The following is a 23809-nucleotide window of genomic DNA, read 5'->3' on the forward strand; positions in this document are numbered from 1 at the left end:
CGGACGCGCAGCCGACGGGCAACCCGGGAGCGCCGCGCGGTCAGACGGAGGCGGGTACCGCCGACACCGTCGCGTCGATCGTGCACTGCCCGAGCACCCGGGTGCCGACGTACACGACCGCGGTCTGCCCCGGCGCGACGCCCGAGAGCGGCTCGTCGACGTCGATGACCAGCTGGCCGTCGGTGACCCGTGCGGTCGCGGGCACCGGGTCGGCGTGCGCCCGGATCTGCACGTCGCACGCGAACGGCGTGGACGGGTCGGCGGGCGCGGTGCCGGCCCAGGTGAAGCGCGACCCGGACATCGACGTCACGTCGAGCGCCTCCTTCGGGCCGACGACGACGGTGTTCTCCTTCGGGCGGATCTCGAGCACGAACCGCGGCTTGCCGTCCGGGGCCGGTCGACCGAGGTGCAGTCCGCGCCGCTGTCCGACCGTGTACCCGGTCGCCCCGTCGTGCGCACCGACGACCGTGCCGTCCCGCTCGACGACCTCGCCGGGGGCCGTGCCGACGCGGTCCGCCAGCCAGCCCCGGGTGTCGCCGTCCGGGATGAAGCAGATGTCGTAGGAGTCGGGCTTCTGCGCCACGGTGAGGCCTCGCGCTGCTGCCTCGGCCCGGACCTCGTCCTTCGAGGGCGTCGCTCCGAGCGGGAACATCGCGTGCTGGAGCTGCTCGGCGGTCAGGACGCCGAGGACGTACGACTGGTCCTTCGCCCACGCCGCCGAGCGGTGCAGCTCGCGCGACCCGTCCGGACCGGTGACGATCGAGGCGTAGTGCCCGGTGCAGACGGCGTCGAACCCGAGGGCGAGCGCCTTCTCGAGCAGCGCCGCGAACTTGATCCGCTCGTTGCAGCGCATGCAGGGGTTCGGCGTGCGGCCGGCCTGGTACTCGGCCACGAAGTCGTCGACGACGTCCTCCTTGAACCGGGCCGAGAAGTCCCACACGTAGTAGGGGATGCCGAGCGCGGACGCGGCGCGCTGGGCGTCCATCGAGTCCTCGATCGTGCAGCAGCCGCGGCTGCCGGTGCGCAGGGTCCCGGGCATGCGGCTCAGCGCCAGGTGCACACCGACCACGTCGTGCCCGGCGTCGACCGCCCGGGCTGCGGCCACCGCCGAGTCGACACCACCGCTCATCGCCGCCAGAACTCGCATGGCTCCAGGGTAACCCGCCGACGAAGCGGTACCGCGGGCGTACCGTTGTCCGAGCGATGACCTCCGAGACCCCTGCCTTCGACTTCCGGTCGGTCCTGCTGTCCGGGTTCCTGCCCGCAGCGCTCTTCGCGATCGGCGAGGGCGCCATCATCCCGATCATCCCGATCGCGGCGAGCTCCCTCGGCGCGAGCCTGGCGTTCGCGGGCTTCGTCGCGGCGCTCATCCTCGTTGGCGAGCTCATCGGGGACGTGCCGTCCGGGGTGGTGGTCGCCCGCATCGGAGAGCGCAACGCGATGATCGGCGCGGCGGTCGTCTCGGTCGTCGGGCTCCTGGTGTGCACGGCCGCCCCGAACGCCTGGGTCCTCGCGCTCGGGGTGTTCCTCGTCGGTGTCTCCACCGCCGTCTTCGCGCTCGCCCGGCACGCCTACATGACGACCGCGATCCCCCTGCACATCCGGGCACGGGCGCTGTCGAGCCTCGGCGGCGTGTTCCGCTTCGGCTACTTCGTCGGTCCGTTCATCGCCGCCGGTGTCGTGCACCTGACGGGCACCACGCAGAGCGCGTTCTGGATCCACATCGTCTGCTGCCTCCTGGCGGCGGTGACGCTCCTCGTCCTGCGCGACCCCGCGACGGGCGCACGCGGCTTCCGCAGGCCGAGCCGCGCCTCCCGGCTCACGACGGACGACGCGACGAACGCGACGGGCGCGACCACGACGGAGCCGCCCACCGACACCGGTGCGCAGTTCGTGCAAGAGGAAGCGCACGGCCTCTTCCGCACCATCCGCGCGAACCGGGCCGTGCTCCTCCGGCTCGGCAGCGGTGCCGGCCTGATCGGCGCGCTCCGCGCCGGCCGCCAGGTCATCCTGCCGCTCTGGGCGGTCAGCGTCGGGCTCGACGACTCGACCGCGGCGCTCGTCATCGGCATCGCCGGTGCGGTCGACTTCGCGCTCTTCTACACGAGCGGGCAGATCATGGACCGGTGGGGCCGCCTGGCGAGCGCACTCCCCTGCATGGTCGGGCTCAGCATCAGCTACTTCCTGCTCGCGTGGTCCGGGCACTTCGACGCCCGGGTGGGCTGGTTCGTCGCGATCGCGATGGGGATGTCGCTCGCGAACGGGGTCGGGTCGGGCATCCTCATGACGCTCGGCGCGGACCTCGCGCCGCGGGACCACCCGGCGCCGTTCCTGGGCGCCTGGAGGTTCACCGGCGACTTCGGGCAAGCCGCTGCACCGCTCCTCATCTCCGGCGTGACCGCCGTCGCGTCGATCGCGGTCGCGAGCGGGGTGATGGGGGTGCTCGGCCTGGTCGGCGCGGGCATCCTCTTGCGGTACGTGCCGCGGTACCTCCCGCGGAAGCTGCGCTGACCGTCCGCCGAACGGCCGGTCGGGGCGGCCCAGGAGGCGCGGATCACGTCCGGCGCGCGGGCGGCGCTCGGTAGACTGCCGCTGCTCGCGGGAGTGGTGGAATCGGTAGACACGCAGGATTTAGGTTCCTGTGCCCCTGGCGTGAGGGTTCGAGTCCCTCCTTCCGCACCAGAGTTTGCGTCCTCACGCATCTCATACCACCGAGGGACGTTGCCGTCATCGGCGGACGGTACCCTCGTCCTGCGGGACGCCTCCCCGTGTCCCCGCCTCCACGACCGGAAGAACCATGCACTCCGTCGCACTCGCCCTGATCCCCTGGCTGGATCCGCAGTACATCCTCGACAACTTCGGGGCCATCGCCGTGTTCGTGGTGTGCGCCATCATCTTCGCCGAGACCGGGCTGCTCGTCGGCTTCATCTTCCCGGGCGACAGCCTGCTCGTGATCACCGGCCTCTTCGCGTTCGACCGCGGCGGCGAGATCGGCGGCATCCCCGTCTGGATCGCCGCGCTGATGATCGCCGCGTCCGCGTTCCTCGGCGGCGAGCTCGGCTACTACATCGGCAAGAAGGCCGGCCCGCCCATCTTCGAGCGCAAGGAGAGCGGGCTGTTCTCCAAGGCGAACGTCGACCGCACGAACGCGTTCTTCCACCGGTTCGGGCCCCTCGCGGTGATCCTGGCCCGGTTCGTCCCCGTCGTGCGGACGTTCCTGCCGATCGCCGCCGGTGTCGGCCGGATGAACTACAAGAAGTACTCGCTGTACAACGCGATCGGCGCCGTCGTGTGGGGCGTCGGGGTGACGTTCCTCGGGTACTTCATCGGGCACATCCCGTTCGTCGCGCACATCGTCCGCGAGTACATCGACATCATCCTGCTCGCGGCCGTCGTCGTGACGGTCGTGCCGATGGCGCTGACGTACTTCCGGAACGCGCGCAAGGCGAAGCGCGACGAAGCCGCGGCCGAGGCGGGGACCGAGCCGCAGCGCTGACGGTCCGTCCTGCCGGACAGGAGGCGCGGTGCCGGCTGGCGCCGCGCCTCCTGTCCGTCGCGGGCCGTGCCGGCCCGGGCCGGGCCGCCGCCCGGTCCGCTCGCGCCGCCGAGCGGGCGAAGTACGCACCGCTCGGCGCCCCCGCGCCGCACATTCCGCCCGCTCGCCGCACAACCGCGGCGGCCAGCACCGCCCAGCCGCCGCCCGCTCCGCCGAGCGGGCGAAGTACGCCCCGCTCGGCGCCCCCGCGCGGCCCATTTCGCCCACTCGCCGCGCGCCCGCGGCGGCCAGCCGCCGCTCGCGTCGCCGAGCGGGCGAAATACGTCGCCCTCGACGCCCCCGCGCGGCCCGTTCCGCCCGCTCGCCGCGGGGCCGCGGCTGCGCCGGGCCCTCGCACAACCAAAGACAACCCGAGCCACGTCGCGACGTGGCTCGGGTTGTCTTTGGTTGTGCGGACGCGCAGCCGCGTGCAGACGCTCAGCCCCGCGTCAGACGCCGAAGTACTCCCGCACCACCGGCGCGATCCCACGGAACGCCTTGCTCCGGTGCGACAGCGCGTTCTTCTCCTCGCGCGTCAGCTCCGCCGACGTCCGATCGGCGTCGTCCGGCCGGAAGACCGGGTCGTACCCGTGCCCACCGTCGCCGATGGGCTCGGTCGTGACCTCGCCGTTCCAGACCGCCTCGACCACGTGCTCGGTGCCGTCTGGCGTGACGAACGCCGCGGCGCACACGAACGCCGCCGTGCGCTCGACGACCCCGTCGAGGTTCCGCAGCAGCAGCGCGATGTTGTCCGCGTCGACCCGTGTGCCGGCGTACCGCGCCGAGTGGATGCCGGGAGCACCGTCCAACGCGTCCACCGCGATGCCCGAGTCGTCGGCGAGCGCCGGGAGCCCCGTGTGCGCGACCGCCGCCCGGGCCTTGATGAGGGCGTTCGCGGCGTAGGTGTCCCCGTCCTCGACGGGCTCCGGGCCGTCGTACCCGACGAGCTCGACGCCGTCGCCCAGCGCCGACCCGAGGATCTCGCGCAGCTCGACGACCTTGCCCTTGTTGTGCGTCGCCAGGACCACCGTGCGGGAGGTCACGCGAGCCCCAGCACTGACTTCTGGATCGCCGCGAGGGACTGGTTGCCCGCGAGCCCGAGGTCCAGCAGCACGTTGAGCTCGTCGCGGTCGAAGGGTGCGTGCTCGGCGGTCCCCTGCACCTCGATGAACTTGCCCGAGCCGGTCGTGACGATGTTCATGTCGGTGTCGGCGGCGGAGTCCTCGGTGTACGCGAGGTCGAGCATCGGCTCGCCCTTGACGATCCCGACGGAGATGGCCTGCACGCTGTCGAGCAGCGGGGTCGCCTTCTTCGCCACGAACCCGCGGTCGCGCCCCCACTCGATCGCGTCCACCATCGCGACGTACGCGCCGGTGATCGACGCCGTGCGGGTGCCGCCGTCGGCCTGGAGCACGTCGCAGTCGATGACGAGCGTGTTCTCGCCGAGACCCTTCGTGTCGACGACCGCGCGGAGCGACCGGCCGATCAGGCGGGAGATCTCGTGCGTGCGCCCGCCGACCTTGCCCTTGATCGACTCACGCTGCATGCGCTCGTTCGTCGAGCGGGGCAGCATCGAGTACTCGGCGGTGACCCAGCCGGTGCCCTTGCCGGCGAGCCACCGCGGGACGCCGTTCGTGAAGGACGCGGTGCAGAGCACCTTGGTGTTGCCGAACGAGATGAGCGCGCTGCCCTCGGCCTGCGTGCTCCACCCCCGCTCGATCGTGACGGGACGGTGCTCGGTCGTGGTGCGGCCGTCGATGCGGAGCGTGTCGCTCATGGGGTCCTTTCGATGCGGGGCAGCGTGATGGCCCCGGTCTGGAGGTGGCCGACGCTGGAGACCTCGGGGCCGAGGAAGCGTCGGGCGAGTCGGATGAAGCCGTTCTTGTCGTCGCCGGTCGCCTCGAACGAGTAGGTCGGCGGCTCGGTGGCAGTGCGTTCGAGCCCGTGCTCGACGAGTCGTCGGTACACGTCGTTGGCGGTCTCCTCGGCGCTGGAGACGAGCGTCACGTCCGGACCCATCACGTACTGGATCGCGGCGGACATGAGGGGGTAGTGGGTGCACCCGAGGACGAGCGTGTCGACGTCGGCTGCGCGGATCGGTGCGAGGTAGCCCGCAGCGACCTCGCGAAGCGCTGGGGAGGAGGTGTCCCCCGCCTCGACGAACTCGACGAAGCGCGGGCATGCCGCGAGGCTCAGACTGATGTCCGACGCGACCGCGAAGGCGTCCTCGTACGAGCGCGACGCGATGGTGCCGACCGTGCCGATCACGCCGATGCGTCCGGTGCGGGTCTGCTTGACGGCGGCGCGTGCAGCGGGCTGGATGACCTCGACGACGGGGATGCCGTACGCCTGCTCGTACCGTTCGCGGGCGTCCCGGAGCACCGCCGACGAAGCGGTGTTGCACGCGATCACGAGGGCCTTCACACCCTGTTCGACGAGGTCGTCCATCACCTCGAGCGCGTAGCGACGGACGTCCGCGATGGGCTTCGGGCCGTACGGCGAGTGCACGGTGTCGCCCACGTACCGGATGCTCTCGCGTGGCAGCTGGTCGATGATGGCGCGGGCCACCGTGAGTCCGCCGACCCCGCTGTCGAAGACTCCGATCGGTGCATCCGTCACGACACCAGCGTACCGAGCGTGCGGGCCCGCCCGCCCCGCGAGCGGGCGAACACGCACCGCTCGCCGCGCCGACACGGCAGGTACCGCCCGCTCGCGTCCACGTCCCGCCCAGGAGGCGCGAGCCGACCCCGCCAGGCCGCCCCGCGCCTCCAGGCGGCCACCTAACCCGCGAGCGGGCGAAACACGCACCGCTCGCCGCACCGACGCAGCACGTACCGCCCGCTCGCGACCGCGCGGGTCCGCCCGCCCCGCGGGCGGGCGAAATACGCACCCCTCGCCGCGCGCACACGACGGAATCCGCCCGCTCGCGTCCACGTCCCGCCCGGGAGGCGCGAGCCGACCCCGCCAGGCCGCCCCGCGCCTCCAGGCGGCCACCCCCACCCGCGAGCGGGCGGAACACGCACCGCCCGCCGCGCCGACCCGGCACGTACCGCCCGCTCGCGCGCGCCGACCCGGCACGTACCGCCCGCTCGCGCGCGCCGGCCGGCGGATCCGTACCTCCGGGTCCGGGCGACACTAGTGTCGGAGAGGTGACCAGCGCGCTCCTCACGGACCAGTACGAACTCACCATGGTCGACGCGGCCCTCAAGGACGGCACGGCCGACCGCCGGTGCGTGTTCGAGGTCTTCGCCCGCCGGCTGCCGGACGGACGCCGCTACGGTGTCGCCGCGGGCCTCGGCCGGTTCCTGACCGCGCTGACGGACTTCCGGTTCGGCGACGAGGAGATCGCGTTCCTGCGCGACCGCGGCGTCATCGATGCCGGGACGGCCTCGTACCTCGCCGACTACCGGTTCACCGGGGACATCCGCGCCTACCGCGAGGGCGAGGTCTTCTTCCCGAACTCCCCCGTCCTCCAGATCGAGGGCACCTTCGCCGAGGCCGTCGTGCTCGAGACCCTCGCGCTGAGCATCTTCAACGCCGACAGCGCGATCGCGAGCGCCGCCGCACGCATGGTCTCCGCTGCCGACGGTCGTCCGCTCGCCGAGATGGGCTCCCGGCGCACGGGTGAGTGGAACGCCGTCGCCGCCGCCCGGGCCGCGTACATCGCGGGCTTCGGGGCGACGAGCAACCTCGAGGCCGGGCGCACCTGGGGCATCCCGACGATGGGCACCGCGGCGCACGCGTTCACGCTCCTGCACGACTCGGAGGAGGACGCCTTCCGATCGCAGATCGACGCCCTCGGGACCGGCACGACGCTGCTCGTCGACACCTACGACATCGAGGCCGCGGTCGACACCGCGGTCCGGCTCACCGACGGCAAGCTCGGCGCCGTCCGCATCGACAGCGGTGACCTGCCGTCCGTCGTGGCGTCGGTCCGCGCACAGCTCGACCGGCTCGGGGCGACCGACACGAAGATCACGGTCACGAACGACCTCGACGAGTACACGATCGCGGCACTCCGCGCGGCGCCGGTCGACTCCTACGGCGTCGGGACCTCGGTGGTCTCCGGATCGGGCCACCCGGCCGCGGGCATGGTCTTCAAGCTCGTCGCACACCGCGACGCGAGCCACCGCGACGCGAGCCACCGCGAGGCGAGCCAGCGCGACGCAGCCGACGGCGGTGCGAACGACGCCGGCTGGGTCCCGGTCGCGAAGAAGTCGGCCGAGAAGGCCACCGTCGGCGGACGCAAGCAGGCCGGCCGCCGCCTCCGCAACGGCATCGCCACCGCCGAGGTCGTGCTGACCACGGGTCAGGTCGGGCCGGACGAGCGCCCGCTGCTCGTCCCCGTGGTGACGAACGGCGTGGTGGACCCGGCGTTCCTCGGCGTGCAGGGCGTCGAAGCTGCCCGCGCGCACCACAAGATGGCGAAGGCCGAGCTGCCCGCCGACGCGTCACGCATCGGTCGGGGCGACCCGGCCATCCCGACGCTCGTCATCTGAGCGTCGGCGTCACTCCGCCTTCATCTTCTCGTAGATCGCCTTGCAGTCGGGGCAGACCGGGAACTTCTCGGGGTCGCGCCCGGGGATCCACTTCTTCCCGCACAGCGCCTTGACGGGCTTGCCGGTCAGGGCCGACTGCAGGATCTTGTCCTTCTTGACGTAGTGCGAGAAGCGCTCGTGGTCGCCGGGCTCGATCGCCTCTTCCTCGAGGAGCTTCTCGAGCTCGCGGTCCATCACGTCGAGGCCGCCACCGGGTTCCGTCATGCTCATGCGTCCAGGGTACGACGACCGGGCGCGCGCCGCGACGGTCCGCGACGCGCGGGGGGCGTGGCCGACCCGTGACGGCCTGGAGGCGCGGGGCGGGGTCGACCCGCGCCTCCAGGCCGTCAGGTGGTCACCCCGGGAGGCGACCCGGCTCAGTTGCGCTGCGCTGCGGCCAGCAGGTCCGGCCCGTGGCGGTCGAAGAGGCGACCGCCGATCGCGACGCCCGCCGCCAGCACGACCACGCCGACCAGGACCCCGACGACGAGGGTCAGGATCCCCCACGGCTCCGGGCCGTCGACGAAGGCGAGCACCGCGAGCCACGCCGCGGGGACGGAGCAGACCAGGATCCCGACCACCATCGACGACTGCGCGACCGAGGCGAGGACGCCGGCGGCCTGCGGCTGCTGGAAGGGGTGGTCGCCCGGTCGGACGGTCGGGTACGGCAGCAGGACGGACACGACGCTCGACAGCCCGAGGCCGGACAGGAGCGCACTCGTGCTCACGCCGACCAGCAGCGGGAAGGCCGTCCAGTCGCCGAACAGCCACGCGGAGACCCACGAGCCGGCGACGAGTGCGGGGATGCCCACGGTGAGCACCGGCACGAGGCGACCGAGTCGGTCGCTCCAGCCCGGGGCTCCCGAGGCGACGTGCAGCCACACCGCGGTGTTGTCGTACGAGACGTCGTTGTGCGGCAGGAAGCCCGCGATGAGCGCCATCAGCGGCAGCGGCACCAGGGCGGTCCAGTGCCACGGCACGCCGGCCACCCCGAGCGGGATGACGACGAGCGGGACGAACACGATGATCAGGTAGGACGCGCGGTACCGCGGGTCGCGTCCCCAGTAGGTGAGTGCCCGTGCCGCCACCGCGCCGACGGGCGCGGAGCCGAGCGTGTCGAACCATCCGAGGCCCCGGTACCGACGGGTCCGCGCACGGCCGTCGACGGTCTCGAGCGCCCGGCCGACCACGGCCCACCAGGCGAGGCCGAGCAGGGCCACGACGACCACCGCGATGACGAGCTTGACGATGCCCTCGCCCACACGGCCGCTCGCGACGTCGGCCGGGACGGCCCAGGCGGCGCCCCACGGCGTCCACCCGGCGATGTCGGCGACGCGCTGCATCTCGGCGCCGGCCGGGTCGAGCCAGTCGACGCGGAGCAGGAGCGAGACGGCCGGGATCGCCAGCACGACGATGACCAGCGCGACCAACCAGCCGGCGTCCCGCGACCGGTGCGGACCGATCAGGGACGCACCGATGGCGCTGCCGACGCGGATGAGCAGCGCGCACGTGGCGATGGCGAGGAGGGCGGCGACGACGCCGAGGACGCCGACACCCGCACCGCGCATCCACGCGACCGACTGCGCGACGGCCACGACGGCGACCGCGACGACCGGGACCCCGATGAGTCCGGCGACGCCGAGCCCGACCGCCAGGTCACGTCGGCCGATGCCGAACACGGTGAAGCGCCGCGGATCGAACTGGTCGCCGCGCCCGACGACGAGCGGGACGACCGTGAACGCGAAGGCGATGAGCGTGCCGACCGGGACGACGACCGAACGTGCGACCTCGGGTGCGGCGTCACGGAGCCCGACGACCTCGATCGCCACGAGCACCGCGGCGACGAGTCCCGCGAGGCTGCCGAGCACGACGAGGACCGACCGACGGGCGCTCCCGCGGACCTCGCCCGCGAGCAGGTCCGCCCTCAGCCGGAGAAGCTGTGCAACCATTCCATGCTCTCTGCCACGACGCGGCCGCCCGCGAGTTCGACGAACTTGTCCTCGAGGCTCTTGCGCCCGCGGACCTGCGCCATCGTGCCGGAGGCGAGGACCTTGCCGCCGACGATGATGGCGACGGAGTCACACGTGCGCTGCACGAGCTCCATGGAGTGGCTGGAGAGCACCACCGTGCCGCCCCCGCGCGTGTAGCGACGGAGGATCTCGGTGATGGTCGCTGCGCTCACCGGGTCGACGGACTCGAACGGTTCGTCGAGCACGAGCACCCGGGGCGAGTGGATGAGCGTCGCCGCGAGGGCGATCTTCTTCGCCATGCCCACGGAGTAGTCGGCGACCTGACGGCCGAGCGCCTCGCCGAGACCGAACGCCTCGGCCAGGTCACTGCTGCGCTTGCGCGCGGTGGCACCGTCGAGCCCGCGGAGGGTCGCCGAGTAGTACAACAGCTGCGCGCCGGTCAGCCGGTCGAACAGCCGGAGCCGGTCCGGCAGCACGCCGAGGTCCCGCTTGGCGGCTGTCGGGTCGGCCCACACGTCGTGGTCGAGCACGGTCACGCTGCCGGCGTCGGGGCGCAGGAGTCCGGTGACCATCGACAGGGTGGTCGTCTTGCCGGCGCCGTTCGGGCCGACGACGCCGAAGATCGAGCCCTGGCGGATCTCGAGGTCGACCTCGTCGACGGCGAGGGTCTGGCCGTAGCGCTTCACGAGGCCGTCGGCACGGAGGACGACGGGCTGCTGGGGCTGCTTGGCCGTGGGCGCGGGGCGCTTCGTGCCGCTCGGGCGCTTCTTCGCGGACTTGGTGTCGGGCGCCGCGGTGTCCGCTGCGGTGTCCGTTCCGGTTGCGGTGTCCGTCGGGGTCGCGCGGTCGGTCGGGGTCGCGCGGTCGGTCGCGTCCGTAGCGGCGGGCGCGTCCGTCTCATCGGTCGCGTCCGTCTCATCCGCCCCGTCGCGCGGTCCAGGAGGCACGGTGCCGGTCGTCCCCGCCGTCTGCGTCGGGCGGGTGGCACGTCCCTTGCCGCCGCGCGCCTTGGCAGGGCGGCGACCGGTGGTCGTCGGCGCCACCGCCTGCGCGGCGACGCGGTCCGCCCCTGTCTCCGTCTCCGTCGTCTCGGTGGCCGTCGTGTCGTCGGTCATCGTGTCCTCAGCGGAGGCGTCGTGTGCATCCCCGTCCCCCATGTCGTCGTCAGCGGCGTCTCCCGCCGCAGTGGCGTCGTCGTCCTCGGTGGTAGCGTCGTCCGAGGTGTCGTCGTCGCCGTCGGCGGCCGCTTCGGCCTCGGTGTCGGCGTCCGCTTCCTCGGTCAACCAGGCAGCGTCCGACGTGGCGTACACGTCGTCATCGTCCCCTGCTGCTGCGGCCACCGCCCCACCGTACCAACGCTCACCGGACAGCGGGGGACGCCTCGGGCGCGGTGTCCCGAATCCCCGGCGCTGTGTCACGAATTGAGCACGAAGCGGCCGAGACCGTACCCCGGCGGAGGGTCGTTCCGTATCATTCACCGAGGCACGACGAAGTGTTCACCACTTGGAAACCTGCCCCGGCCGGTGTCCCCGTGACGATCCCTCCCTGCGAATGCGCGCAGAGACGGCGGTCTTCCCGGGCAGATCGGATCTTCCGGGAGCACACTCGACGAGGCCCGCCCGTGCCCCAGGGCGCGCGGGCGGACACCAGAAGGGACCAGCATGACCACGCAGATCGTCATCCTCGCAGCGGGGATGGGCAGCCGCCTCGGGCGCAGCCTGCCGAAGCCGCTGACCGAACTGAGCGACGGCCGCACCATCATGCAGCAGCAGTTCGACAACATCCGTGCGGCGTTCGGTTCGAGCGCACGCGTCACCATCGTCGTCGGCTACAAGTCGGAGTACATCGTCGAGGCCTTCCCCGAGGCGAACTTCGTCTACAACGAGTCCTACGACTCCACGAACACCTCGAAGAGCCTGCTCCGCGCCCTCAAGGCGACGGGCAAGGGCGGCGTGCTCTGGATGAACGGCGATGTCGTCTTCGACCCTCGTGCCCTGGTGCGTGCGGCCGACATGATCGACGAGGACCGCTCGTTCGTCAGCGTCAACACCGACAAGGTCTCCGACGAAGAGGTCAAGTACACCGTCGACGTCGAGGGCTTCATCCACAAGCTGTCGAAGCAGGTCGTCGGTGGCCTCGGCGAAGCCGTCGGCATCAACTACGTGTCCTCGAAGGACAAGCAGGCGCTCATCCGCCAGCTCGGTCGCGTCGACGACCAGGAGTACTTCGAGGGCGGCATCGAGGCTGCCATCGCCGAGGACGGGCTACTCTGGAGCCCGATCGACATCTCCGACCTCTACGCGGTCGAGATCGACTTCGCCGAGGACCTCGAGCGCGCGAACAACCTGTTCGCCTGAACCAGCGTCAGGACCCCCTCGGCGGTTCCGCCCGAAGGGAAACCGTGACCACAGCGAGTGCGCCGACCGCGCCCGCGGCTGCCGCACCAGCGGCGTCCCGGAGCGCCGGTCGGCGCTATCGTCATGCCCTCTGGCTGCTGACGATCCGAGACCTCCGCGTCCGCTACTCGACCTCGGCGCTCGGCTACTTCTGGTCGATCCTCGACCCGCTCGTGATGTCGGCGATCTACTGGTTCGTCTTCACGCAGGTGTTCCACCGCGGGTCGGTCGGCGAAGAGCCGTACATCGTGTTCCTGCTGTCGGCGCTGCTGCCGTGGATGTGGTTCACCGGTGCCGTCTCGGACTCCACGCGGGCGTTCATCAAGGAGACCAAGCTCATCCGGTCGACGACGATCCCGCGCAGCATCTGGGTCGCCCGGGTCACGGCGTCGAAGGGCATCGAGTTCCTCCTCAGCCTGCCGGTGCTCGCCGTGTTCGCGATCGCGACGGGGGCGCACTGGCACTGGGAGATCGCGCTCTACCCGCTCGCGATCGTGCTGCAGTGCGCGCTCGTGTACGGGCTCGGCCTGATCGTCGCGCCGCTCGTGGTCTTCTTCCGTGACCTCGAGCGTGCGGTGAAGCTCGTGCTCCGGTTCCTCTTCTACGCCTCGCCGATCATCTACGGCACGTCGGCACTGCCCGACAAGCTGCACGACCTCGCGGCGTTCAACCCGCTCAGCGGCATCTTCGGCATCTACCGCGCGGCGTTCTTCCCGTCGCAGCTGAACTGGTTCGAGGTCGGGGTCTCCGTCGTCGTCACCGTCGTCGTCCTCGCGATCGGACTCGTCGTGTTCCGCCGCAGCGAGCACCGTGTCCTGAAGGAGCTGTGATGACCGCCACCGAGCAGACCAGCCGCAGCGCGACGGTCGCCCCCGTGATCTCGGTCCGCGACGCCGGCATCCGGTTCAAGCGCAACCGTCGGGCGAGCCGGAGCTTCAAGGACCTCTTCGCCGGCAGCAACCGCCGCAAGCGCGCGGACGAGTTCTGGGCGCTCCGGGGTGTGTCGTTCGACGTCCGCCCGGGCGAGGCGATCGGGGTCGTCGGCCGCAACGGTCAGGGCAAGTCGACGCTGCTGAAGCTCGTGGCCCAGGTCATGCTCCCCGACGAGGGACGCATCCACGTCGGCGCCGGGGTCGCACCCCTGATCGAGATCACCGGTGGCTTCGTCGGAGACCTCTCGGTCCGCGACAACGTCTACCTCACGGCGGGACTGCACGGCATGTCCCGGGCGGAGATCCGCGACGCCTTCGACGAGATCATCGAGTTCGCCGAGATCGGCGACTTCGTCGACACCCCGTACAAGCACCTGTCGAGCGGCATGAAGGTGCGCATCGCGTTCGCGGTCATCTCGCGCCTCGACGAACCGGTGATCCTGGTGGACGAGGTCCTGGCGGTCGGCGACAAGGGGTTCCGCGAGAAGTGCTACAAGCGGATCGAGGAGCTCCTCGCCGGCGGCCGCACGCTGTTCTTCGTCTCGCACAGCGACAAGGACCTCCGCCGCTTCTGCGAGCGTGGGCTGTACCTCGACAAGGGTCGCCTGCAGCTCGACGGCACGATCGAGGAAGCACTGCAGCGGTACTCGTCCGACTACGCCGTCTGACCACCGAGACCCGTCCACAACCAGGGTCCCCCGGGCCGCTCTCCACAGCCACCGCTCCCCCGAGTCGAACCGGCCGCCGGACGTCAGACCCTCACCCTACGGTGACGGCATGCACCACCCGACACCGGCCTACCCCGTCCCGTTCTCGATCGACCGTTCCCGTGCCCCGCGCCGCTACGACCTGCTGAACACCGGCGACGAACCCGTCGACGGCATCACGCTCACCCACCTCGGCACCGGCTACTGCCCGCCGCTCGCCGTGCACCGGCTCGAACCGGGTCGGTCGCTCTCGATCGCCGTGTTCGGCGCCACCACCGACGACACGGGCGTGGTGATCGTCCGCTGGCGTCGACCGGACCGCTCCGAGTACCTCTGGCGGATGTCCCTCGTGGGTGACGCCCGTGCTGCCTGACCGTCCTCGTCGTGCCACCGCCGACCGGTGGGTCCGGGTCGGTCCCTCAGTCCTCGCCGCGCGCCGCCGCGACGGTCTGCCAACGGGCGAGCAGCCGTTCGACCGCGTCGTGCAGCCGCTTCGTCGCCGCACCCGGCGTCGTGTCCCCGAAGTACCGCTCGACCCAGTGCTGCAGCTTCGCGAGCTCGGCGGCGTCGTTCGCCGCGGCGTCGACCCGCGCGACGACGTCCTGCGCATCGGACGCCGTCAACCAGTTGGCGTCGCTCAGGTACCCGCGCTCGTCGACGTCCGCCTCGGGCGAGACCGGCCGGGTCACGATGAGCGGCTTGCCCACGGCCAGCCGGTCGTAGATCATCGCGCTGATGTCCGTGATCGCCACGTCCGCTCCGGCGAGCTGCCACCCCAGCTCGGCACCGTCGTCGTACACGTGGTGGGCGCCCGGGTCAGCGGCGTTGGCGCTCGCGATGGCAGCGACGATCCGCTCGTGCGCCGCCTTGTACGCGGCGTCGCGCACACCGCTGCGGGGGTGCGGCCGGTACACGAGCCGGTGCGTCGGCGACGCGAGCACCCGTTCGGCGATCGTGGTGCCGTGGCTCGCGATCGACCCGTAGGCGGCCGCTGCGCGGTCCCCCTCCCACGTCGGCGCGTAGAGCACGACCGTGCGGTCGTCGGCCGGGTACGGCGCGGCGCCGGCGAAGTGGTCGGCCTGCGGGCGACCGATCGAGATCGTCCGGGCATCCAGGTCGTAGTCCCACAGGGCGTCCGACAGCCGTCCACGAGCGGCGTCACCGGCGATGAGGGCGTAATCGTACGCCTTGAACTGGTTCGTCGTCATGTACATCTTGTCGCTCTCGCCGTGGTTCACGAAGACGTGCCACATGCGCCCGTACCGCATCATCTGGAAGTTGCGGGCGTTCTGGTTGACGTAGAAGACGATCTTCGGGGCCTGCTCCTCGACGAACTGCTCGAGGTCGACGACCTGGCGCGCGTAGACCACGGGCACCGGGGACTCGTCGAGCAGGGTGAGCATGGTGCCGGGGCTCCGCGCGATGATCGCGACCGGGTGGGTCGCCGCGAGTTCGGCGAGGGGGGCGTACCACTGCCGCACCTGGTACATGTTCACGGGGCCGTCGGCGAAGTAGACGGCGATCTCCACAGTGCCCGGAGCAGGGGCCGCCACCGACGGCAGTCGGCGTGCGAGTTCACGACGGCTGCGTCGCGACTTGAGCAGGCGGTCGGCGAGCCGCAGGGCCGTGCGCGCGTCACTGATGATCGGCATGGTCTCTCTTCCTGGGTCCGGGGACGGTTCGGTGCGGGCGGGTCAGACGACGGGCGGACGGCCGGCGAGCGTCATGCGGCCGATCGTGAGCCAGCCCATCACGTGCACGGGGCCGCAGTCGCTCCGCCAGCCTTCACGGACGCCACCGAACCAGGTGGCGAGCCGCTGCGGGTGTCGCCACCAGCGCGCGACCTGGATCGCCGCCCACGACCCGACGTACAGCGGTCGGAGCACCGCCGGCAGGTTGCGCCGAGCCAGCCAGACCCGGTTCCGGGCGTTCAGCCGGTAGTACTCGGTGTGGCGTGCCGGGTCGATCGCGGGGTGGTGCGCGACGAGGTCCCCGGCGTACCAGGTCCGTCGGCCGGCATCCCACACGCGCCACGCGAGCTCGATGCCCTCGTGCGCGTAGAAGTACTCCGCGCCCCAGCCGCCGGTCGCGCGGTACACGTCCATCGGCAGGACGACCGCGCCTTCCCACACCGAGAACACCGGCGACGAGTGGTCGGGCTCGCCCTTGCGGATCCGCGGGATCCAGCGCGTCGGGTTCGCGGCGCCGGTGGGGTCGACGACCCGGGGTTGCACGAGACCGAGCGACGGATCGCGCTCGAACAGGCCGATCGCGTCACGCAGGAACGCCTCCGACGGCACCGAGGCGTCGTCGTCGAGGAAGAACACGTAGTCGCCGTCGACCACCTCGGCCCCGGCGTTCCGCCCGGCGGGGATGCCCACGTTCTCGGGCAGGGCCAGCGCGCGGACGCCCTCGGGCAGGCCGGTCGGCTCCCAGCCGTTGCCGACGCACACCACGTCGAGGTCGACCTCCTGCTGCGCGAGCACGCTCTCGAGTCCACGACGCAGGTCGTCCGGGCGGGTCCCCTGCGACAGGCTCACCACGGCGACACGGGGCCGCTCGCGGTGCGGGACGGCGTGACGACGGAGCGTGCCCGGGGTCACCCGCGGACCCGCTTCGACGAGATGATCGCGACGAAGTGCCCGAACGTCGCCAGCACCGCCAGCGGCAGGAGCGCGCCCACCAGGATCCGGTCGGCCAGGGGATGACCGATCACGAGCGCCAGCAGCGCGAAGACGAACGCGAGGATGCTCAGCTCGACCGAGTGGTACAGGCGGTGGAACGGCAGGAACCGGGCGGCACGGCGCAGCGTGGCGAGCCGTCGTCCGGACGGGGCGGTGCCGGCGTCGCGACGGTCGACGAGCTTGTCGAGCCCGGCGTTCGCCCGTGCGACGTGCACCATGTCGTTGAGCGCCTTGTTGAGGACGATCACGAGCCCCAGCGCGCAACCGATCGTGGTCCACATCCAGTCCGCGCCGTGGATCGGCCACGTGGCCGCACGGACGCCGAGTGCGATGGGGATGAGCCCCTCGGTCGTGTAGTGCCCGACCTTGTCGAGGAACACGCCGGCGGGCGAGCGGGTCCCCCGCCACCGGGCGACCTCGCCGTCGCAGCAGTCGACGAGCATCTGCAGCTGCCCGAGCACGAGCGCGAGCGCCGCGCCCCAGATGCCCGGGATGAGCAGGGCGGCCGCGACGCTCCACCCGACGAGGATCATCAGGCCGGTCACCTGGTTCGCCGTCACGCGGGTCTTCAGCAGCACCCACGTCAGGTACGGCGAGACGTCCCGCAGGTACAGCGACGCCGTCCAGTGCTCGGCGTTCGCCCGCGAACGGACCTCGTCCGGTTGGGCGACGGCACGGAGTTCGGCGATCGAGGTGGGGCGGGCGTTCCCGCGGCCGGTCGTGTCATCGGTCAAGAGGTCAGGTCACCGTCCCGTGTGCGTGGTCAGCTCGGACGTCCGGGTCAGGAAGCCGATGATGAAGCCGAGTCCCCACCCGACGTGGATGCACGGCAGCACCACGACGAGCCAGAGGAGCGTCGGCAGCCCCGACCGCCGGGCGACCGCGACGGCCCCCAGCACGACGAAGACGATGTAGACGGCGGGCACCACGAAGCCGAGCAGCGCCCACGCCGCCCCGGTGCCGAGTGCGGCACCGATGATCCCGACGATGCCGGCGACGATGCCGAGCGCCATCGCGGCGACCATGGCCGGAGGCACGAAGTAGCGCAGCCCGTTGTTGGCGGGGAACCGGCGGGCGAGCTCGCCGCGCCACAGCCCCGTGGCGACGAACTGCCGGACCAGACGCTTCAGGCTCGGCCGCGGGCGGTACGTGACGACGAGCTCCGGGGTGAACCACACCGTGCCACCGGTCTGCCGGAGCCGCCGGTTGAGCTCCCAGTCCTGGCCGCGCTTGATGCCCTCATCGAACAGCCCGACCGCGAACAGTCGCTCACGCCGGAACACGCCGAGGTACGCCGTCTCGGCCGGACCGGCCTGGCCGCCGACGTGGTGCGGCGTGCCACCGAGCCCGACGCGGCTGCCGTACGCGAGCGCCACGGCGCGTTCGAACGGGGTCCGCCCCTCGGCGCGCATGATCCCGCCGACGTTGTCCGCGCCCGACTCCTGCAGCACGCGCACGGCGATCCGCGTGTAGTCCTGCGGCAGCACCGAGTGCGCGTCGACACGGACCACGACGGGGTGCACGGACGCGCGGATCGCCACGTTCAGCCCGGCGGGCGTCGAGCCGGCCGGGTTCTCGATCGCGCGGATCCGGGGGTCGGCCGCGCTCATCTCGGCGACGAGTTCGTTCGTGCCGTCGATCGACGGGCCGAGGGCGAGGATGACCTCGAACGGACCGGAGTAGTCCTGCTCGAGCAGACTCTGGACGGCTGCCCGGACCTCGGTGACCTCGTTGAGGACGGGCATCACGTACGAGACGCCCGGCAGGGGCTGTCCGTCTGTCTGCATCGGTACCTCGGGGTCCTCACCTGGGTGCACGGGACGCACCGCGGACGGTGCCGCCCCGCAAGAGCGACCCTGAGCCTATCAAGTCGCCGCGGGTCGTCGGGGCGACCGGCAGACGGACGGGAGGTGGGCCCCACCCGGCCGGTACCGGCGCGACGCGGAGCCTGCGGAGCGTCGTGACGGCCGAGACGGGAGGGACGGTGCCAGCTGGCACCGCGCCTCCCGTCCGTCGCTGGTCGCGTCAGCCCTTGTAGGTGCCGAGCGTGACGTCCGCCTCGCGCGTCTGACCGCCGCGGATGAAGGTGATCGTGGTCTTCGCGCCGCCGGCGAAGTACCGCACCTGTGCCGTGAGGTCGGTCGCGTCGGACACCGTCGCCGAGCCGATCTTCGTGACGACGTCGCCCTTCTGCAGGCCGGCCTTGGCCGCCGCGCCACCGGACGACACCGACTTGATGAGGCCGCCCATCTGCGTGGCGTTCGCGTCCTCGGCGGCGTCGCCCACGGTCGCACCGAGCAGCCCGTGCGTGGCGGAGCCGTTGTCCTTGATCTCGTTCGCGACCCGCTTGACGAGGTTCGACGGGATCGAGAAGCCGACGCCGATGCTGCCGGACTGGCTCGACGACGAGTCGGACGAGCTGCCCGCGCTGGCGATGGCCACGTTGATGCCGATGAGCTTGCCCTTGGAGTCGAGCAGCGCACCACCCGAGTTGCCGGGGTTGATCGACGCATCGGTCTGGATGACCGGGAGCGACACGGTGCTGTTCGTCGACGAGTTGCTGCCGTTGCCGCCGTTGCCCCAGAAGTCGAAGGGACCGCCGCTCGAGCCGTTCCCGCCCTCGTTCGAGTCGCCGCCCTCGGTGGGAGCGCTCGAGGTGACCTGGATGCTGCGGCTCAGGGTCGAGACGATGCCGTCCGTCACCGTGTTCGACAGGCCGAGCGGCGCACCGATGGCAACTGCGGTGTCGCCGACGTTGAGGTCGGAGGAGTCCGCGAAGCTGATCGGCTTCATGTCCGTCGCGTCGATCTTGATGACCGCGAGGTCGACCGTCGGGTCCGTGCCGACGAGCTTCGCCGGGTAGATCTTGCCGTCCGAGGTCGTCACGGTGATGGTGCCGTTGGAGCTGTCGCCGTCGAGGGTCACCACGTGGGTGTTGGTGACGATGTAGCCGTCCTTGCTGAAGACGACGCCGGAACCGGTGCCGGCCTCGCTGCTCGACGAGACGTTGATCGTGACCACCGAGGGGGTCGCCTGCGCGGCCACCGCGGTGACGACCGTGGCGTTGTTGTAGTCGTTGACGGTGAGGTTGCCGCCGCCCTGCGCGCTCGAGGACCCGACGACGTTGCTGCCGCCCTGCGTGTTGGACGCGGCGAGCCAGCCGGCGCCGCCGCCGACGAGGCCAGCGATGACGACACCGGCGATGATCGGGAGGGCGAGGCGGCCACGACCGGTGCCGGTGCGGCGGCCGGGGGCTGCTGCTCCGACGCCTGCTCCGGCTGCGCCTGCTGCTCCGGCGGCCCCGGCTGCTCCGGCGGCTCCGGTGTCGAAGTAGTGGCCGTTGCGTTGGTTCGAGCCGTCGACGTCGCCGAACGCGCTCGTGGGGGCCTGGGCGGACGGGGCTCCGGCGTACTCGGAGGCCGATGCCGGCGCCGAGGTCGGCTGGGCGTACTCGCCGTAGCGGGGCTGCTGGCCGTACTGCGCCTGGTGTCCGTACTGCGACTGGCCGTACTGCTGCCCGTACTGCTGCTGGCCGTACTGGGACTGGCCGTACTGCTGCTGCTGGTCCTGGCCGTACTGCGGCTGGCCGTACTGCTGCTGGCCGTACTGGGACTGCTGGGCGTGGTCGGTGCCGTACGGGGTGCCGTGCGCGCCGTACCCGGCCGGCGCCTGGCCGTACTGGCTCGTCTGGCCGTACTGGTTGGGCTTGCCGTTCTGGTCCGGCTGGCCGTACTGGCTCGTCTGGACGTTCTGGTCCGGCTGGCCGTACTGGCTCGCCTGACCGTGCTGGTCCGTCTGGCCGTACTGGCTCGTCTGACCGGCGTCGGAGTCGTGCTGGGACAGCGTCGGGTACGGCGCCGTGTACCGGTCGGTCGGGTGGTCGTTCGAGGCCGCGATGACATCGGGGTCGCTCGCGGGAGCGATCACGTCGGTGTGGTCCGCGGAGCCGTCGTGCGGAGAACGGTCGTCCGTCGGAGCATCGCTGCTCGGAGCGTCGTCGCGGAACGCGTGGTCGAAGTGCTCGGAGTCGTTCGGCGAAGCGTCCTCGGATGCGGCCCTCGCGGCCGCGTCGTCCGGACGGATGTCGTCGCCCTGCCCGTTGGGCGTGGTGTCGGTCATGCTGGACGTGCTCCTTTCAAGCTCGTGCAGTCTGTCGCACCCACCTGAGCGGTGCTCCTGGTGACGCTGCAAGCCACCTATGGCGATCTTATGCGTGGGCTGTGCGGCCGTTCCCGAGATGCTCTCGGCCCGGCCGCTAGGTTGGGGTCCGTTCAGCGCCGCGAGTGCGGTCGACACCTCGGAGGGAACCACATGCGCCACGCAGGACCCTGGTTGCGAGCAGCAGAAGGAGCGATGCTCCTCGGCCCGGACGGCGTCCCCGCGCCGACGGTGTTCGCCGAGATGAGTGCGCTCGCGGCGGCCACGGGCGCGGTCAACCTCGGGCAGGGCTTCCCGGACGAGGACGGTCCCGCCGAGGTCCTCGAGGCAGCGGTCTCAGCCATCCGCGACGGCGTCAACCAGTACCCGCCCGGACGCGGGACCCCGGACCTCCGAGCGGCCATCAGCGAGCACCAGGCCCGGTGGTACGGCCTCGAGGTCGATCCCGACCGCCAGGTGCTCGTCACCGCCGGCGCGACCGAGGCCCTCGCCGCGACACTCCTCGCCCTGGTGGAGCCGGGCGACGAGGTCATCACCTTCGAACCGTTCTACGACGCGTACGGCGCGCTCATCGGTCTCGCCGGCGGGACCCACGTGACGGTGTCGTTGCGGGCGCCCGACTTCCTCCCGTACGAGGACGCCCTCCGCGCCGCGTTCTCCGACCGGACCCGTGCGGTGCTCGTGAACACCCCGCACAACCCGACCGGCCGTGTCCTCCCGACGGAGGTGCTCACCACGATCGTCGAACTGGCCACGAAGTACGACGCCGTGATCGTCACCGACGAGGTGTACGAGCACCTGACCTTCGACGTCCCGCACGTCCCGATCGCCACCCTGCCCGGTGCCGCCGATCGCACCGTGACCATCTCGAGCGCTGGGAAGACCTTCAGCACCACCGGCTGGAAGATCGGCTGGCTCACGGCGGCGCCGGCGCTCGTCGACGCGATCACCACCGTGAAGCAGTTCTTGACCTTCGTGAACGGCGCGCCCTTCCAGCCCGCCGTGGCGACCGGGCTCCGACTGCCGGACAGTGTGTTCGCCGGCATCGCCGCCGAGCTGTCCGCCAAGCACGACCTGCTCGCCGCGGGACTCCGAGCGGCCGGCTTCGAGGTGATGCGCCCGGACGGCGGGTACTTCGTCATCGCCGACACGGCCGCGCTCGGGTACGAGGACGCCCGGGCGTTCTGCCTGCAGCTCCCCGAGCTCGCCGGGGTGGTCGGTGTCCCGGTCTCGGCGTTCGTCCGATCCGATCACGCCGACGGCTACCGGTCACTCGTGCGGTTCGCCTTCTGCAAGCGGCGCTCGGTGCTCGAGGACGCCGCCGCTCGGCTCGCCGGTCTCGCCCTGCGCGGCTGACTCCCCCGCGGGCGGGCGGACCGGACCCGCCCGCCCGACCGCGAGCGGGCGGTATCAACCCGACCCGCGCCTCCAGGCCCACGCACTTCACCCGCTCGGCACGAGCGCCACCGCGAGCGGGCGAATATGTGCCCGCCCGCGCCTGCCGAGCGGCGCATTTCGCCCGCTCGGCACCCGCGCCACTGCGAGTGGGCGGAATGGGATCCGCTCGTGCCTCCAGAGCAACGCATTTCGCCCGCTCGGCGGGGCGCACACACGTACGCCTCCCCCGCGCCCCACCGCGAGCGGGCGGTATCAACCCGGCCCGCGCCTCCAGGCCCACGCATTTCGCCCGCTCGGCACGGGCGCGACCGCGCCCACCGCGAGCGGGTGAATAAGTACCCGGTCGCCGCTGCCGAGCGGCGCATTTCGCCCGCTCGGCACCCGCGCCACTGCGAGTGGGCGGAATGGGATCCGCTCGTGCCTCCAGAGCAACGCATTTCGCCCGCTCGGCGGGGCGCACACGCGCACGCCTCCTCGGCGCAACGTCGCGCGGGTCAGGGGCGGGGCGTGACCTCGTAGCGGCGGAGCGCCAGCGACGGATTCGTGCGGCGCACGGCGTCCGTCACGGCGGTGTCGATCCCCGCGACGAGCATCCCCGGGACCGCCCCGGCAGCGGCGACCGCGACGCCCGAGGGATCGAGGACGACCGAGCCTCCGATGCCGACCGGCGGCGTCTGTCCCACCCCGACCACCCACACGGTGTTCTCGATGGCACGGGCGGTGAGCAGCGTCCTCCAGTGGTGCTCCTTGCCGGGGCCACGGACCCACTCGGCGGGCAGGACCACGACGTCGGCGGCGCCGTGTTCGGGTGCGGCCAGGCGCCGGGTGACCTCGGGGAACCGCAGGTCGTAGCAGGTCTCGAGGCCGACGCGCAGCCCGCCGAGCTCGAACACCGGCAGCTGTTCGGGGTCGCCGGACTCGATGTGGTCCGACTCCTTCGATCCGAACGCGTCGTAGAGGTGCACCTTCCGGTACGTCGCAGCGATAGACCCGTCGGGCAGGACCGCGACGAGGGTGTTCCGGAAGCGGTCCGGGACGTCAGCGGCTTCGGCGACGCCGACGATGAGGGCGATGCCGACCTCGCGGGCGACGGCCTGCAGACCGGTGACGAACGGACCGCCCAACGGTTGGGCGGCGGCCACGAACCGGTCGTCGATCTCGGCGGTGAAGTACGAGGTGTACTCCGGCGTGACGAGGAGGTCGGCGTGTCGGGCGGCGGCGTCGACTGCCGCGCCGCGGACGGTCTCGAGGTTCGCGACGGGGTCGTCCACGGGTGCGAACTGCGCCGCGGCGACGGTGAGGGTGCCCATCCGCCGAGCGTACCGGGCGGCCCGAGACTCGGCTCCGCGGACGTTCCTCGCGCAGTGCGGGCGCGAAACTGTCCGCCCGGCCGAGACTCGGCGCCGCCCACCCGCACACGCGCCCACCGGCACCGCACACGCACCCACCGACACCGCACACGCCGGCCAGCACGCGCACACGAAGAAGGCC

At 71.8% G+C, this 23809-nt stretch carries 21 protein-coding genes and 1 tRNA gene; 9 read left to right on the forward strand and 13 right to left on the reverse strand.

The genetic code is table 11. The features are described 5' to 3' along the window. Nucleotides 1-40: 40 nt before the first annotated feature. Nucleotides 41-1147 carry a tRNA 2-thiouridine(34) synthase MnmA gene (mnmA, locus tag ACEN8D_RS06580; RefSeq protein WP_413398331.1) on the reverse strand — a complete coding sequence of 369 codons (1107 nt, stop codon included), beginning with the start codon at nucleotides 1145-1147 and terminating at the stop codon, nucleotides 41-43. A 56-nt stretch (nucleotides 1148-1203) separates the two neighbouring features. On the opposite strand from mnmA, the gene ACEN8D_RS06585 reads away from it, so the two are divergent. The 3 genes from ACEN8D_RS06585 (at nucleotide 1204) to ACEN8D_RS06595 (ending at nucleotide 3496) form a co-directional block, all read left to right on the forward strand. Beyond that, nucleotides 1204-2511: an MFS transporter gene (locus tag ACEN8D_RS06585; RefSeq protein WP_413398330.1), complete on the forward strand. Its 1308-nt coding sequence runs from the start codon at nucleotides 1204-1206 to the stop codon at nucleotides 2509-2511. An 87-nt stretch (nucleotides 2512-2598) separates the two neighbouring features. Further along, a tRNA-Leu gene (locus ACEN8D_RS06590) sits at nucleotides 2599-2682 on the forward strand. A 115-nt stretch (nucleotides 2683-2797) separates the two neighbouring features. Next, nucleotides 2798-3496: a DedA family protein gene (locus ACEN8D_RS06595; protein ID WP_070416665.1), complete on the forward strand. Its 699-nt coding sequence runs from the start codon at nucleotides 2798-2800 to the stop codon at nucleotides 3494-3496. Nucleotides 3497-3984: 488 nt separating this feature from the next. On the opposite strand, the gene rdgB is transcribed toward ACEN8D_RS06595, so the two are convergent. Genes rdgB through murI form a run of 3 tightly spaced genes read right to left on the reverse strand, consistent with a single transcriptional unit; the run spans nucleotide 3985 to nucleotide 6154 of the window. Next, nucleotides 3985-4578 carry an RdgB/HAM1 family non-canonical purine NTP pyrophosphatase gene (gene rdgB, locus ACEN8D_RS06600; protein WP_071302032.1) on the reverse strand — a complete coding sequence of 198 codons (594 nt, stop codon included), beginning with the start codon at nucleotides 4576-4578 and terminating at the stop codon, nucleotides 3985-3987. Further along, nucleotides 4575-5312 carry a ribonuclease PH gene (gene rph / locus ACEN8D_RS06605; protein ID WP_413399999.1) on the reverse strand — a complete coding sequence of 246 codons (738 nt, stop codon included), beginning with the start codon at nucleotides 5310-5312 and terminating at the stop codon, nucleotides 4575-4577. Before rph ends, rdgB begins: the two co-directional genes overlap by 4 nt. Continuing rightward, entirely contained in the window at nucleotides 5309-6154 is an 846-nt protein-coding gene (gene murI / locus ACEN8D_RS06610) for a glutamate racemase (RefSeq protein ID WP_070419170.1), read from the reverse strand. The genes rph and murI overlap by 4 nt, the downstream gene beginning before the upstream one ends. 530 nt (nucleotides 6155-6684) lie before the next feature. On the opposite strand from murI, the gene ACEN8D_RS06615 reads away from it, so the two are divergent. Beyond that, the gene (locus tag ACEN8D_RS06615; protein ID WP_413400206.1) at nucleotides 6685-8034 is read left to right on the forward strand and encodes a nicotinate phosphoribosyltransferase; all 1350 of its coding nucleotides are present in this window, start codon (nucleotides 6685-6687) and stop codon (nucleotides 8032-8034) included. A 9-nt stretch (nucleotides 8035-8043) separates the two neighbouring features. On the opposite strand, the gene ACEN8D_RS06620 is transcribed toward ACEN8D_RS06615, so the two are convergent. The 3 genes from ACEN8D_RS06620 to ACEN8D_RS06630 all read right to left on the reverse strand — a co-directional run bounded on the left by ACEN8D_RS06620 (nucleotide 8044) and on the right by ACEN8D_RS06630 (nucleotide 11383). Continuing rightward, the gene (locus ACEN8D_RS06620) at nucleotides 8044-8304 is read right to left on the reverse strand and encodes a DUF3039 domain-containing protein (protein WP_092384164.1); all 261 of its coding nucleotides are present in this window, start codon (nucleotides 8302-8304) and stop codon (nucleotides 8044-8046) included. Nucleotides 8305-8450: 146 nt separating this feature from the next. After that, nucleotides 8451-10022 (reverse strand): ABC transporter permease, encoded by a 1572-nt coding sequence (locus tag ACEN8D_RS06625; RefSeq protein ID WP_413461594.1) that lies wholly within the window; start codon nucleotides 10020-10022, stop codon nucleotides 8451-8453. After that, entirely contained in the window at nucleotides 9998-11383 is a 1386-nt protein-coding gene (locus ACEN8D_RS06630) for an ABC transporter ATP-binding protein (RefSeq protein ID WP_413398728.1), read from the reverse strand. The genes ACEN8D_RS06625 and ACEN8D_RS06630 overlap by 25 nt, the downstream gene beginning before the upstream one ends. Before the next feature lie 321 nt (nucleotides 11384-11704). On the opposite strand from ACEN8D_RS06630, the gene ACEN8D_RS06635 reads away from it, so the two are divergent. From ACEN8D_RS06635 to ACEN8D_RS06650, 4 genes are all read left to right on the forward strand, one after another. Continuing rightward, complete coding sequence (locus ACEN8D_RS06635; RefSeq protein ID WP_309778930.1) at nucleotides 11705-12400, forward strand: phosphocholine cytidylyltransferase family protein; 696 nt, start codon at nucleotides 11705-11707, stop codon at nucleotides 12398-12400. 44 nt (nucleotides 12401-12444) lie between these two features. Beyond that, entirely contained in the window at nucleotides 12445-13269 is an 825-nt protein-coding gene (locus ACEN8D_RS06640) for an ABC transporter permease (protein ID WP_070416670.1), read from the forward strand. After that, nucleotides 13269-14039, forward strand: coding sequence for an ABC transporter ATP-binding protein (locus ACEN8D_RS06645; protein ID WP_070416671.1), 771 nt, complete (start codon nucleotides 13269-13271; stop codon nucleotides 14037-14039). Before ACEN8D_RS06640 ends, ACEN8D_RS06645 begins: the two co-directional genes overlap by 1 nt. A 109-nt stretch (nucleotides 14040-14148) precedes the next feature. Further along, nucleotides 14149-14451, forward strand: a complete 303-nt coding sequence (locus tag ACEN8D_RS06650; protein WP_071302029.1) for a hypothetical protein — start codon at nucleotides 14149-14151, stop codon at nucleotides 14449-14451. A gap of 46 nt (nucleotides 14452-14497) precedes the next feature. Here ACEN8D_RS06650 and ACEN8D_RS06655 read toward each other — a convergent pair whose 3' ends face one another. The 5 genes from ACEN8D_RS06655 to ACEN8D_RS06675 form a co-directional block, all read right to left on the reverse strand. Next, complete coding sequence (locus ACEN8D_RS06655) at nucleotides 14498-15730, reverse strand: CDP-glycerol glycerophosphotransferase family protein (RefSeq protein WP_413398729.1); 1233 nt, start codon at nucleotides 15728-15730, stop codon at nucleotides 14498-14500. A gap of 42 nt (nucleotides 15731-15772) precedes the next feature. Continuing rightward, nucleotides 15773-16681: a glycosyltransferase family 2 protein gene (locus ACEN8D_RS06660; RefSeq protein ID WP_413398730.1), complete on the reverse strand. Its 909-nt coding sequence runs from the start codon at nucleotides 16679-16681 to the stop codon at nucleotides 15773-15775. Continuing rightward, nucleotides 16678-17496, reverse strand: a complete 819-nt coding sequence (locus ACEN8D_RS06665) for a CDP-alcohol phosphatidyltransferase family protein (RefSeq protein ID WP_071294999.1) — start codon at nucleotides 17494-17496, stop codon at nucleotides 16678-16680. The genes ACEN8D_RS06660 and ACEN8D_RS06665 overlap by 4 nt, the downstream gene beginning before the upstream one ends. Before the next feature lie 9 nt (nucleotides 17497-17505). Then, nucleotides 17506-18549 (reverse strand): glycosyltransferase family 2 protein, encoded by a 1044-nt coding sequence (locus ACEN8D_RS06670; RefSeq protein WP_309888247.1) that lies wholly within the window; start codon nucleotides 18547-18549, stop codon nucleotides 17506-17508. Nucleotides 18550-18787: 238 nt separating this feature from the next. Beyond that, nucleotides 18788-20881, reverse strand: coding sequence for a S1C family serine protease (locus ACEN8D_RS06675; protein ID WP_413461836.1), 2094 nt, complete (start codon nucleotides 20879-20881; stop codon nucleotides 18788-18790). A 192-nt stretch (nucleotides 20882-21073) separates the two neighbouring features. On the opposite strand from ACEN8D_RS06675, the gene ACEN8D_RS06680 reads away from it, so the two are divergent. Beyond that, complete coding sequence (locus tag ACEN8D_RS06680; RefSeq protein ID WP_413400097.1) at nucleotides 21074-22276, forward strand: aminotransferase class I/II-fold pyridoxal phosphate-dependent enzyme; 1203 nt, start codon at nucleotides 21074-21076, stop codon at nucleotides 22274-22276. 536 nt (nucleotides 22277-22812) lie between these two features. Here the strand turns inward: ACEN8D_RS06680 and ACEN8D_RS06685 are convergent. Continuing rightward, nucleotides 22813-23628: a carbon-nitrogen hydrolase family protein gene (locus tag ACEN8D_RS06685; RefSeq protein ID WP_070416678.1), complete on the reverse strand. Its 816-nt coding sequence runs from the start codon at nucleotides 23626-23628 to the stop codon at nucleotides 22813-22815. Nucleotides 23629-23809: the final 181 nt, after the last annotated feature.

Source organism: Curtobacterium sp. Curtsp22 (assembly GCF_059492135.1).

Bases quoted from the DNA above. Each gene is read 5' to 3' on its own strand.
- mnmA (WP_413398331.1), bottom strand. From the start codon at position 1,147: ATGCGAGTTCTGGCGGCGATGAGCGGTGGTGTCGACTCGGCGGTGGCC.
- ACEN8D_RS06585 (WP_413398330.1), top strand. From the start codon at position 1,204: ATGACCTCCGAGACCCCTGCCTTCGACTTCCGGTCGGTCCTGCTGTCC.
- ACEN8D_RS06595 (WP_070416665.1), top strand. From the start codon at position 2,798: ATGCACTCCGTCGCACTCGCCCTGATCCCCTGGCTGGATCCGCAGTAC.
- rph (WP_413399999.1), bottom strand. From the start codon at position 5,312: ATGAGCGACACGCTCCGCATCGACGGCCGCACCACGACCGAGCACCGT.
- ACEN8D_RS06620 (WP_092384164.1), bottom strand. From the start codon at position 8,304: ATGAGCATGACGGAACCCGGTGGCGGCCTCGACGTGATGGACCGCGAG.
- ACEN8D_RS06625 (WP_413461594.1), bottom strand. From the start codon at position 10,022: ATGGTTGCACAGCTTCTCCGGCTGAGGGCGGACCTGCTCGCGGGCGAG.
- ACEN8D_RS06635 (WP_309778930.1), top strand. From the start codon at position 11,705: ATGACCACGCAGATCGTCATCCTCGCAGCGGGGATGGGCAGCCGCCTC.
- ACEN8D_RS06645 (WP_070416671.1), top strand. From the start codon at position 13,269: ATGACCGCCACCGAGCAGACCAGCCGCAGCGCGACGGTCGCCCCCGTG.
- ACEN8D_RS06650 (WP_071302029.1), top strand. From the start codon at position 14,149: ATGCACCACCCGACACCGGCCTACCCCGTCCCGTTCTCGATCGACCGT.
- ACEN8D_RS06655 (WP_413398729.1), bottom strand. From the start codon at position 15,730: ATGCCGATCATCAGTGACGCGCGCACGGCCCTGCGGCTCGCCGACCGC.
- ACEN8D_RS06670 (WP_309888247.1), bottom strand. From the start codon at position 18,549: ATGCAGACAGACGGACAGCCCCTGCCGGGCGTCTCGTACGTGATGCCC.
- ACEN8D_RS06675 (WP_413461836.1), bottom strand. From the start codon at position 20,881: ATGACCGACACCACGCCCAACGGGCAGGGCGACGACATCCGTCCGGAC.
- ACEN8D_RS06680 (WP_413400097.1), top strand. From the start codon at position 21,074: ATGCGCCACGCAGGACCCTGGTTGCGAGCAGCAGAAGGAGCGATGCTC.
- ACEN8D_RS06685 (WP_070416678.1), bottom strand. From the start codon at position 23,628: ATGGGCACCCTCACCGTCGCCGCGGCGCAGTTCGCACCCGTGGACGAC.